Annotated in this window: 9 protein-coding genes; all 9 read right to left on the bottom strand. The window is 39.0% G+C overall.

Annotation, left to right across the window (positions count from 1 at the left end; genetic code table 11):
* Positions 1 to 79 precede the first annotated feature (79 nt).
* Positions 80 to 538 carry a PaaI family thioesterase gene (locus tag ACYQ2D_RS16300; protein WP_187558361.1) on the bottom strand — a complete coding sequence of 153 codons (459 nt, stop codon included), beginning with the start codon at positions 536 to 538 and terminating at the stop codon, positions 80 to 82.
* Positions 539 to 578: 40 nt separating this feature from the next.
* Positions 579 to 1,313 (bottom strand): tRNA pseudouridine(38-40) synthase TruA, encoded by a 735-nt coding sequence (gene truA, locus ACYQ2D_RS16295; RefSeq protein WP_459786248.1) that lies wholly within the window; start codon positions 1,311 to 1,313, stop codon positions 579 to 581.
* A gap of 221 nt (positions 1,314 to 1,534) precedes the next feature.
* Complete coding sequence (locus tag ACYQ2D_RS16290; protein WP_459786246.1) at positions 1,535 to 2,893, bottom strand: alanine/glycine:cation symporter family protein; 1,359 nt, start codon at positions 2,891 to 2,893, stop codon at positions 1,535 to 1,537.
* 136 nt (positions 2,894 to 3,029) lie between these two features.
* Complete coding sequence (gene fba / locus ACYQ2D_RS16285) at positions 3,030 to 3,899, bottom strand: class II fructose-1,6-bisphosphate aldolase (RefSeq protein ID WP_117456048.1); 870 nt, start codon at positions 3,897 to 3,899, stop codon at positions 3,030 to 3,032.
* A gap of 126 nt (positions 3,900 to 4,025) precedes the next feature.
* A complete protein-coding gene (locus ACYQ2D_RS16280) occupies positions 4,026 to 5,258 on the bottom strand; it encodes a 6-phosphofructokinase (RefSeq protein WP_117456050.1) in 1,233 nt (410 codons plus the stop codon).
* A gap of 52 nt (positions 5,259 to 5,310) precedes the next feature.
* A complete protein-coding gene (locus tag ACYQ2D_RS16275) occupies positions 5,311 to 5,934 on the bottom strand; it encodes a TetR/AcrR family transcriptional regulator (RefSeq protein WP_117456052.1) in 624 nt (207 codons plus the stop codon).
* Entirely contained in the window at positions 5,912 to 9,922 is a 4,011-nt protein-coding gene (locus tag ACYQ2D_RS16270) for an efflux RND transporter permease subunit (RefSeq protein ID WP_117456054.1), read from the bottom strand. The genes ACYQ2D_RS16275 and ACYQ2D_RS16270 overlap by 23 nt, the downstream gene beginning before the upstream one ends.
* A 219-nt stretch (positions 9,923 to 10,141) precedes the next feature.
* On the bottom strand, positions 10,142 to 11,950 hold the full coding sequence (locus tag ACYQ2D_RS16265) for an ABC-F family ATP-binding cassette domain-containing protein (protein WP_459786243.1): 1,809 nt from the start codon (positions 11,948 to 11,950) through the stop codon (positions 10,142 to 10,144).
* A gap of 29 nt (positions 11,951 to 11,979) precedes the next feature.
* The gene (locus tag ACYQ2D_RS16260; RefSeq protein ID WP_117456059.1) at positions 11,980 to 12,411 is read right to left on the bottom strand and encodes an RrF2 family transcriptional regulator; all 432 of its coding nucleotides are present in this window, start codon (positions 12,409 to 12,411) and stop codon (positions 11,980 to 11,982) included.
* Positions 12,412 to 12,538 lie beyond the last annotated feature (127 nt).

Below are 12,538 nucleotides of genomic sequence, written 5' to 3'. Positions count from 1 at the left end.
CTTTATTCCTCCAGTCTCTTTGGTCTATGAATTATACTACCATAAAAACGGTATTTTTCAAAGGTTTTCTGTATATTTTTTATTTTTCCGGTATCAGCATAAAGTTTACCATCGCAGTTGCCAAAAGCTTTCCGCTTTTTTCTGAATAACACTCTGTATGAATATTTGCCAGATGCTTTCCAACCCTGTCTGCTTTCGCCCTCACTAAAAGTGCATCTGCTTTTTCTCCTGGGCGCAGATAATTAATATTCATATTCGTAGTCGGTGTAATACGACATTTACTTAAACTGCGTACCAGTGCACCACTTGTCGTATCAATTGCTGCTGCAATCAAACCTCCATGCATCGTAAACATGTGGTTTAATTCCCAATCCTGTATCGGCCAGCGAAAAGTCAGTTCTTTTTTTTCAAAATCACACGAATAAAACTCCAGTGCCATTTTTCGGTACAAATGATCCGGATCACTTGGATACATTTTTTTGATGCTTTCTCTTACTTCCTCTTCCATTTCTATTTGTTCCTGCAAGGTATTTGACATTGTTTTCCTCTTTTCTGTTCTTTCTTTTTCCGATTTATTTTCAATAACGAACTTCTGATAAAGTAAGACCTCTTGCCGGTACGGTAAATCCTGCACCACTGCGCTCCTTAGCTTCTAAAATCCCATCAATTGATTCTGCCATTTTCTCGCCTCTCCCAACTTCAATCAATGTACCGGTTAAAATTCTTACCATATTATAAAGAAATCCATTTCCCCGATAAGTAATCCGGATTTCTCCATTTTCCTCTTCTAATTTAATTTCATAAATTGTACGGACAGTTGATTTTTTCATTTTTTTATTCGAACAAAAGCTCTTAAAATCATGCGTTCCGACAAGTTTTTCTGCTGCTTTTTTCATTGCTTTTATATCCAGCGTTTCCTGCAATGGATAGACGTATTTCCGCTCAAATACATTTTTGTGCCCACCTGTTAAAATTCGGTACTGATAAATCTTTTCTTTTGCTAAAAGTCGGCTGTGAAACCGTGGTTCTGCCTCACTGACACACTGAACTGCAATATCTTCCGGCAAATAATGATTTAAGTACTCACAGATTTCCTCGCAGCTTTTTTCTGTTTCCAGATGGACATTTGCTACCTGCCCCTTTGCATGAACTCCTGCGTCGGTACGACCAGCACCATCAATTTCGATTGGGGTTTCACACATTTTCGAGAGCACTTCTTCTATTTTCCCTTGTATAGTGTTAGTTGTCCGATTCTGCCTCTGCCAGCCCTCATAACGACTTCCGTCATATTCTATATCCAGCCTGTAATTCATACTTTTTGATTCTGCCCTTTCTCTGTTTTTCTTCATATCATTATATCAAGTTCTGATATGCGGGTCAAATCTGCAAATATTCGCAATCATGGCGACGGTTGATGATGCCTATACCAGTATAGATCTGTTTCATATATTTTGGATAAAGATTTGCTTGTGATTTATTCTTCTGACAAATACAAACCTGATTTTTCTTCTTAAACCCTGTCTGATTTCTTTTCTTATTTTTTTGGATACTGTACTTCTCTTCTAAGTAAAAACAACGCCAGCAGATTGGGAATTGCCATAAGACCATTTAAGGTATCCGACAATTCCCAAATCATGGCAGGTGCAAGCATACACCCAAGAAATGCCACTGCTACATAGAGCCATTTATAAATTTTTGTTCCTTTTTCTTTTGCAAGATAAACCGCAGTCCGCTCTCCAAGACACGACCATCCAATCATCGTTGCAAGGGCAAAAAGTACCGTAGATAATACAAGCAGTTCCTCTCCAAACGGAATCACACTTCCAAATGCCCTCGCCATTAAAGTCGTTCCATCTATATTTTCAATTCCAGTTGAAAAGTTTTGAATGCAGATTTCCGGACGATACACACCACTGACTAAAAGCACAAGTGCTGTCACCGTACAGACCAGAATCGTATCGACAAATATTTCTGCAATTCCCCACATTCCCTGAATTTCCGGCTTCTCTACATCAGACTGCGCATGGGCAATCACCGAAGAACCCAGCCCTGCCTCATTGGAAAATACCCCTCTTGAAATTCCTGTTTGAATGATTGTTTTTAACTGATATCCGCCAACCCCTGCACACGCTGCTCTTGGAGTAAATGCATTTTTTATAATTTCCCAAAATGCCCATCCAACTCTGTGCCGACAGGCAATCAAAATGCCACACGCTGTTATCAGATAAATTCCTGCCATAAAAGGAACTAATTTTTCTGTACAGACTGCAATCCGCTTCATTCCTCCATTTAAAATATAAGCAACCGCTACTGCTGATGCAACCGCTGTAAAAAACACAGGAATCTGAAATACGTTTTTCAAGCCATTTGCCATGGAATTTCCCTGCACCATATTTCCCATTCCAAAAGATGCTCCAATGCAGCAAAAAGAAAAGACTACTGCAAGCCATTTACAGCCAAGTCCCTTTTCTATATAGACCATCGCACCTCCGACCCACTGACCCTTTTCATCTTTATAACGATAGGTGATTCCCAGATAGTTTTCCGCATAATTGGTCATCATTCCCAAAACTGCAGAAATCCACATCCAAAAGATAGAGCCTGGACCTCCTGCCATTATCGCAGTTGCAACCCCTGTGATATTTCCTGTACCAAGCGTTGCTGCCAGTGCCGTACAAAAAGACTGAAACTGCGAAACCGCCTGTGTTTCTTTTGTATTTCTTATTTGTGGATTTTTAAAAAGTGAACCCAGAGTCTGTCCAAACCATTGTTTTATCCTTAAAATCGAATAAAATTTTGACTGAACAGTAAAATAAATGCCAGTCAATAAAAAAAATGCCAACATTCCCGGACTCCAGACAAACTCATGAAGGGTATGTAAGATTTGTTCCATCTCTTACTGCTCTCTTATTTTGCTCTATTTAAAGCAGTATATGAAAAAACTGCCTTGGTTATCCCAAGGCAGTCCATTTTGTTACTGGATTGATTTTCTATTTTATTTTCGTTCAAATCAAAAACTAAGCTAAAACTTATTCAAAAGCTTTTCCAACAGAACCAAACAGTTCCATTTTTTCTTTGATTGTATCACAGATTGCTTCAAAGCCTGGTTTTAAGAGTTTACGAGGGTCATATCCTTTTCCTTCGTTGTCTTTTCCTGCTTCGATGTATTCACGTGTAGCTGCTGCGAATGATAACTGGCATTCTGTATTTACATTGATTTTAGATACACCTAAATCAATTGCTTTTTTAATCATGTCAGCCGGAATTCCTGTACCACCGTGAAGTACTAATGGCATTTCACCTGTGAGTTTCTGAATGTCATCCAGGACATCAAAACGAAGGCCTTCCCAGTTTGCCGGATATTTTCCGTGAATGTTACCGATACCTGCTGCTAACATATCTACACCCAGGTCTGCAATCATTTTACATTCTTTCGGGTCTGCACATTCACCCTGTCCGATTACACCGTCTTCTTCTCCACCGATAGAACCAACTTCTGCTTCAAGGGATAATCCTAATCCTTTGCAAACACCTGCTAATTCTCTTGTTTTTTCAACATTTTCTTCGATTGGATAATGAGAACCATCGAACATAATAGATGAGAAACCAGCTTTGATACATTTGTAGCATCCTTCATAAGTACCATGATCCAGATGCAGAGCTACAGGAACTGTTATATTGAGTTCTTCCATCATTGCTTTTACCATAGCTGCAACAGTCTTAAATCCTGTCATGTATTTACCTGCACCTTCGGAAACACCTAAGATGATTGGGGATTTGCATTCTTCTGCTGTTAACAGAGCTGCTTTTGTCCACTCCAGGTTATTGATGTTGAACTGTCCTACTGCATAATGTCCTGCTTTTGCTTTTTTTAACATTTCTGCTGCTGATACTAACATATTTCTGACCTCCATTTGGTAAATTACCGTCGTTTTGTTCTAAGAAAAATGCAAAACAACGTTTGTTATTATTATAACACATTTCCCTTTTCTGGCAAGTATTTTTAAATAAAGTTAAAAGATTTCCTATTTTCTGGACACAAATTTTGCAAGCCCGTCTGTTCCTACCGGCACTTCTACCTGTCCCTGAACCAGCGGAAGTGCATAGAAAATAAACTCTTCTCCAATATCAGAGCCCTCATTCGTAATCCAGGAAAGCGGAACTGTTTTTTCTTTATTACAAATTTCATTGACATCTTCTAATCCAAGTTTCATGGCATAAGGCAGATTACTGATTCTGATATAAGAAACCATTTTTCCGGTTTCACCTTTTAATGCCAAACGCACACCAAACTCTCCAGCAGATACGGCTTCCTGCTGGTCTGTCTTTGACATCATAGAAGAAGAACATCTCTGTGAAACATTTAACTCAACCGAACGTGCTTTTACGCCAAGGCGGTTTCTGACTAAATTTTCCAGATATTTTCCACAGCCTGCAAGCATCTTATGTCCAAAGGTATCTGTTCCAACTGCATTATCATACTCACAGATAAAGACGCCATCTTTATCATGAATTCCTTCTGAAACACAAACAACTACATTGAGATTTTTTTCAAAACAAGCTTCTACTTTTTTTAAGAAAGCTTCTTCGTCAAACGCAGTTTCCGGAAGATAAATCAAAAGCGGATTATCTCCGACACTCTTTCTTGCAAGCACAGAAGCTGCAGTCAGCCATCCTGCATGTCGTCCCATAATTTCGATAATGGTAACGGATTTCTTTTCATAGACATTTGCATCCAACACAATTTCACGAACGGTAGTTGCCACATATTTTGCAGCACTTCCAAATCCCGGAGTATGGTCTGTCAGCACTAAATCATTATCAATTGTTTTTGGCTCACCAATCACACGGATATCACTTCCCACTTTTTTTGCATATCGAGAAAGTTTACTTACTGTATCCATAGAATCATTTCCACCGATGTAGAAGAAATAACCGATTTCTAACTCTTCAAATTTTTGAAATAATTTCGGATATACCGCATCTTCCAAATCTTCCGGAAGCTTATATCTGCAAGAACCCAGATATGCTCCGGGTGTTGTCTTTAGATATTCTAACTCTTCTCCCGGAAGTGCTTCTTCAAAATCCAGTACAGTTCCATTTAAAAATCCTTCAATTCCATTTACCATTCCATATACGTGTGCAATTTTTTCTTTCTGGCGAAGTCCCTCTTTTACCACTCCATAAAGACTACTGTTAATTGCCGCAGTTGGTCCTCCTGACTGTCCTACAATCAGATTTTTTCTTGTCTGGCTCATAAAAATACTCCTTTCTGATACCTACTTTATCAGAATATCATACAAGCAATTTTCACACAAGCGTTACAGCAGGTTTTTTTCCAAGAATGGAAAGCAGGTTTGCACAAGTAAATTCCCGCATACTTTCTTTTGATTTTTCTGAGACATGTTCAAACTGGGCCAGATACACAAAGTAACCAAATAATGCTGGAAATGCAACTGCCTGAATCTGAAAATCTGAAAACTCTGGATGAATACTGTTTTCTTCTCGCCCCTGTTTTGCAATTAATTCAAGCACCGTCTGTGCGTATTCTCTCGCAGATTTCATTTTTTCCTCAATTTCTTTTTGTGCCTTTTCTTCTGACTGGGGCAGTTTAAATAACTGCCGGCAACCATTGTCTTTATATACCACGTTTTCAATAAAATTAAATACCTCCATCAGCTGGTCTTTTAAACTTTTTTGTCTCTTTAAGTTTTCTACCAGTTCTAAAAATCTCTGATTTCCATGCCAGTATATTGCCTTTGCAATCATTTCTTCTTTACTCGAAAAATATTCATAAGCAGTTCCTTTTCCAACACCTGCACGGTTTGTAATATCTGAAACTTTTATCTGATGAACTTCCATTCCCTCATCTAACAGTTCTATTACCGCCTGATATAGAAGAAGTTCTTTTTCACTCAAAGTTCGCTTCTCCATCTGCTAATCTCTCCTCATCTTTCTTATAATTGCGACGGTTTAAAATATCATACACACAAGGCACAACAAACAGTGTAAGCAGTGTTCCATAAATCAATCCGCCAATCGTAACAATTGCCATCGGCTGCATCATATCAGAGCCCATACCAACACCCATTGCCATTGTAACAAGACCAAGAATCGTTGTAAGAGCTGTCATGATAATCGGACGCAGTCTGGAACGCCCTGCCTCTGCAATTGCTTTTTGTTTTTCCATTCCTTCTTTTCGAAGCTGATTAATATAATCAACCAATACGATACCGTTATTAACAATAATACCAGAAAGCATGACAAATCCAATCATTGCAACCACACTAATCGGCTTATTGGTCAAAATCAATCCGATAAATCCACCGGTAAATGCAAGCGGAATCGTAAACATGATAATAAACGGAGATAAGACAGACTGAAACTGCGCCACCATGATTAAATACATAAATACCAGCGCAAGTGCAAGCATTAACATTAACTGACTCATCGCATTATTAATTGTCTCATCTTCACCTGTCATTTCCACAGTATATCCATCTGGAAGCTCGTATTTGTCTAATACTCTCTGGACATCCTGACTGACAAGCCCAATGTTATAACCGGTCGCAATTTCCGCACTCACAGACATATAACGGCTTTGGGCATCTCGTGTAATTGTCTGTGGGCTCTGGGCATCTTCAAACGTTGCAATATCTCCAACTTTTATTTCTTTTGTTTCTCCTGACGCATCTGTTGTCTCAATTGTAATCTCCGAAAGTGCTTCTCTTGTCAAATCCTCATCTGCTTCACTTGTCACATACACATCATAATCTTTCGTCGCTGTTGAAATTGTGGTAGCAGAACTTGCTTCTGCAAGGCGTGCATTAATCTTCTGGAATACCTGTGCAACGGTCAGATTATTGCGCATTGCTTTTGCTTTATCTACGATAATTTTATACTGCGGATCAGAATCCTGAAGCCCATCAGAAACATTCTGTGTTCCCTTTACTTTTTCTACCTGTCTTGCAAGGTCTGCTGAGATTTCCTGTAAAGTATCCAACTCTTTTCCTTTAATTCGGATATTAATTCCACTGCTTCCAAGCGCACTCATATCCATAGAGGAAGTGGAAATGTTAATCTCGCAGTCTTCGATTCCCTTCGTGCGCTTCTTAATCTCTTTTTCAAGTCCGGCACTGGATAGTTTTCTATCTTCTTTTAATACCAGATACATCGTCACCTGATTGGTCGAGGAACTTCCAGATAATGATATTGAAGAACCACCTGCCATAGCTCCAATGGTTTCAATATCTTCGATATCTTCAATCTTCTGAATCACTTCATCTGATTTTTCAGCAGTTTCTTCAAGCGGAGTTCCACTATCTGTTGTTACGGTCAGTGTTGCCTGTGTACTTTCCATGTCAGGGAAAAATTCAGTTCCTTTCTGAATCGATAAGTACATGCTTCCAAAAAATAATACAAGTGCAGCAATTAACACCCAAACTTTATGTTTTAATGCTTTTAAAACCAGTTTTTCATATAAATCCTGAATCTTTCCAATGGATTTGACCTGTTTTGCCTCTCCCTTTCTCAAAATTCCGGCTGACATCATTGGAACTAACGTCAATGCTACAATCAAACTTGCAAGCAGGGAATACGCAATTGTCAGTCCCATATCTACAAATAACTGTCTTGTAATTCCTTCGGTAAATACAATTGGTGCAAAAACACATACCGTTGTCAAAGTAGACGCTGCAATCGCTCCTGCTACTTGAGAAGCCCCTTCGATGGCTGCTTTTCTTGCGGGTACTCCAAGTGCTCTCATTCGGTAAATATTTTCAATCACTACAATCGAGTTATCCACAAGCATACCAACTCCAAGCGCAAGCCCCGACAAGGAAATAATATTTAATGTCACTCCCGAAAAATACATCATAACAATTGCAGCTACAACACTAATCGGAATGGAACATGCAATTACAAAAGTCGGCTTGATATCACGAAGAAATAAAAACAGAATTAAGATTGCCAAAATTCCGCCGTAAATCATGTTTTCCATTACGGAATTTACAACTAAATCAATATAAATTCCCTGATTCATCAATGTCGTAAAATGCAGACCATCATTGGAAGCTTCTAATTCTTCCATTCGATTTAAAATTTTATCTGTGACATCTCCAGTGGAATATCCCGTCTGTTTTTCAATCGAAAGCATGACACCTGGATTGCCATTGATTTTTGCATACACTTCAGAAGAATCATCTTCCACATTAATATCTGCCACATCAGAAAGTGTAATGGATTTCAGACCATCAATCCCCAAATCCATGATAACCAAATCTCCAAGAGAATCTACGTCCTGAAGTTTGTCGCCTACACGTATCAGATAATCACTTCCATCTTCTGTCACATAACCTGCCGGCATCGAAAAATTCTCTGCTGTTAAGATTCCTTTTATCATATCAGAGGTTAAAATCTGATTCAAATCGGATTTTTCCTGCGCCTGTTCTTTCGCTTCAGAAAGTTGTTCTTTTCCAGAATCAAGCTGAGCCTGCGCTGTTTCAAGTTGAACAGAACCCATCTCAATTTTATTTGCAGCAGTACTTAACTGTACCGAACCTAAAATTTTCTGTGCCTCAAGTTCAATCTGCGCAGAAGTCATCTGAGATTTTCCCGCTTCAATCTGTTCCTTCGCACTTGTTAGCATTTCTTTTCCGGCATCTAACTGTTCCTGACCAGAAGCCAACTGTACCTTTGCTTCGGCAATTTCTTTTAATCCCTGATTTGCCGCCTCAATTCCAGTATCAATACTTTCCGGTTGAAGGTTTTCCATCTGTGCATTTAACTGTTCTAACTGAGCAGTCAGCTGCTCTTTTTGTGCCTGTGCGGTTTCTAAGCCATTCTGCACGGTTTCAATAGACTTCTTCCACTGTTCTTCGGTCATTCCATCCGGCTTTTTTTCTAGTGCATCTAACTGCCCCTGCAGATTTTCTATCTGCGCATCAATCTTTGAAATCGCATCTTCTAACTGTGACTGACCACTTTCTGCTTCTGAAAGCTGTCCCTTTGCCTCTGTCAACTGCTCAATCGTCTGATTTAATAACGCTTCTGTCTTTTCTAATAACTGTTTCTGTGTATCAAGCTCTGCCTGCTTACTTTCCAGATTTTGAAGCTGGACATCCACTTCAGCAGCATTTTTTGTCAATTCACTTTGCGCTTCATTTAATTTTGCGCTTCCCTCTCCAATTTGAGAAGCTGCCTCGTTTTGCCCTGCTTCTAATTCCTGCTTTCCATCCTCAAGCTTTGCTTTATTACTGTTCAATTCTTCCTGTGCATCCGCTAAATCCTGTTCTTTTTCTTCAAACTGTCCATTGATTGCATCCTGAACTTTTTGATTTACAGCATCTAACTTTTCCTGACTGATCTGAACCTGAATACTCTCTGTGACATTTCCACTGACACTGATTCTGGCAACTCCGTCAATACTTTCTAACTCTGACTGAACATTGTTTTCGATATAATCTGTTACCTCTGCGGCAGACATTCCGTCCACATCAGCTGCTGCAACTAATACCGGCATCATATCCGGATTTAATTTCATGATAATCGGATTTCCTACGGAATCGTCCCAATATCCTTTTATCTGGTCTAAATTTTCCCGCATCTCCAATGTCACGGAATCCATATTGGTGGACTCCCCAAATTCCAGAATTACAACCGATGCATTTTCACTTGACATTGAACTTACATTTTTAATATTGCTTACCGTTGCCATACTCTGTTCAATCGGTTTGGTAACGGTCTGTTCTACGGTTTCAGGACTTGCCCCTGGGTAGGTAGTCATAACAATTGCATAAGGCAGATCCATACTTGGCAGTAAGTCCGTACTCATCTTTGTAAATGAGACAACACCAAGAATGATAACCAGCACAACTGCAACTATCACAGTATACGGCTTTTTCACACTGAATTTTGATATCATAGCCTCCTCCATTTCGCTTTCTTTTAAGTTGAATTTTTCCGACTGACTCGTCAGTCAGTTGTGAAATCATTATAAAACTGAATAAATTCTTTGTCAATAAAAGAACTTGCTTCGTAAAATAAAAGGCAGCAGGAAATTCGACTGTTCTCTCATTTCCTGCTGCTCTCATTATCCTATTTTCAGTAAAGCTGTGGAATGCTTATCTGAATTCAGATTTTCTTACTTCTGTGCTTCTATTTTCTCCGCTAAATCATTTAAATACACCCAGCGATCCATTTTTTCTTCTAACTCCTGTTCTGCTTCCTCTTTTTCTTTCATTAATTCTGAAAGCTTCATGGAATTTGTTGCATTTTTTACCATCTCAGCATCCAATGTTTCTATTTTTTCCTCTAATTCTGCAATGTCATCATCTATTGTCTCAATTTCTCTTTGCTCTTTATAAGAAAATTTTAATTTCTGTGGACGATTCTGTTTCCAGTTTTTTTGTGCCGTTTCTTTCTTTTCTTTCTTCTCTGATTTTAGAAGCCCATCTACACTACTTCCCATTCTCTCCAGTTTTGCTTCAACATAATCCGTATATCCACCTTCATACTGCTGCAAGTGACCACAACCATCCAATTCAAAAATTCGATCCACTACATTATCCAAAAAATAACGGTCATGGGACACCGTAATTACAATCCCGGAAAAAGAGTTCAGATAATCCTCTAAAATTGTCAACGTCGGAATATCCATATCATTAGAAATCTCATCCAAAACCAGGCAGTTTGGAGCAGAAATCAATACACTTAACAAGTACAGCCTTTTTTGCTCTCCGCCGGAAAGTTTGGATACCGGTGCATACTGCATATCAGGAGTAAATAAAAACCGCTCTAACATCTGTGACGCTGTAATCCTTCCATCACGGGTCGGAACATACTCTGCAATATCTTTGATATAATCAATCACTCTCTGATTGGTATTCATATCCGGTACTTCCTGCGCAAAGTATCCGATTTTCACAGTCTCTCCAACCTCAATCTGACCAGAATCCGGCTCTACAAGCCCTGCAATCATTTTTAAAATGGTTGATTTTCCGCAGCCATTTGGTCCGACAAATGCAAGTCTTTGATTTCGAAGCACAATATAATCAAAATCCTCCACCAGATTTTTTTCTCCATACCTCTTACTGATATGATGAAGCTCTACCGTTTTCTTTCCCATTCTTGTCTCTACAGAATCAAGTTCTAATGCCTGTTCCTGAACCGGTGCTTTTCCATTTTTTAATGCTTCCAGACGCTCTAATCTTGCTCTCTGCTTTGTACTTCTGGCACGACAACCACGTTTTGCCCATTCCAGTTCCATTCGAAGCACGCTCTGGCGTTTCCGCTCGGATGCAAGTTCCATCTCTTCTCTTTGCGCTTTTAATTCGAGAAATCCAGAATAATTGGATTCATAACTATATAAATTCCCACGAGAAATTTCAAGAATCTTATTCGTCACTTTATCTAAGAAATAACGGTCATGCGTTACCATAATTACTACACCTTTATAGCTCTTTAGATAATCCTCCAGCCATACAAGCATACCACTATCTAAATGGTTCGTCGGCTCGTCCAATAATAAAATATCAAACGACCCTGTCAATACTTTTGCAAGCGCAACTTTTTTCTTTTGTCCACCGGAAAGCTCACTCACCCTCTGTTCATGGTTTTTAATTCCAAGCTGATTTAAAGCACTTTTTACCTCACTTTGCGCCGTCCAGTCTGTCTCATCTATTCCATCCAGCGCATAAGACAAAACCGTTGCATGTTCCAAAAAACATGGATTTTGTGACAGATACGCAAGACGAATTCCATTTTGCATAATAATCTGCCCTTCATCTACCTCTTCCACTCCGGCAATTATATTGAGCATCGTTGTTTTCCCCGTTCCATTTAAACCAACGATTCCAATCTTATCCCCTTCCTGTACTCCATAAGAGACATCATCAAAAATCTTTTTATCTCCAAATATTTTGCTGACATGTTCAATATTTAATATGTTCATTTTTGCTTTCTTCCCTTTGCCTTTTTTCTTTAAATGACATAGTTTCCTACATCTTCACTATTTCCAATTAAATCCTGCAAAGAAATTTTATCAAAATAGTCCTGAACCAACTTATGAAAGTCTTTCCACATTTTTAATGTTTTGCACGTATCTACACGCTCACAGGTATTTACTTCTCCTTCTAAGCAGGCAACCGGTGCAAGGGAACCTTCTGTCACTTTTAAAATACTTCCAATCGAATAATCTGCCGGCGCTTTTATCAGTTTATAGCCACCGCCCTTTCCTCTCTGGGCGCGCACAAATCCATTTTTACTAAGAGCTGCCACAATCGCCTCCAGATATTTTTCCGAAATTTCCTGTCTCTTTGCAATATCCATAAGTGGAATATATTCTCCTGTGTTATGTTCTGCCAAATCCAGCATTACCCGAATTGCATAACGTCCTCTTGTTGATATTTTCATCTATAACTACCTCCATCTTTTAACAATGCAGTATCCAAAAATTTCTAAACTGCACCCTTCCATCCATATTTCCTATTTTACCATGGTCTTACTATGTAGTAAAGCGGACATTCGCAATCCGCTTCGC

Source organism: Blautia stercoris, from assembly GCF_054657695.1.
This window is presented reverse-complemented; position numbering and strand designations above follow the sequence as displayed.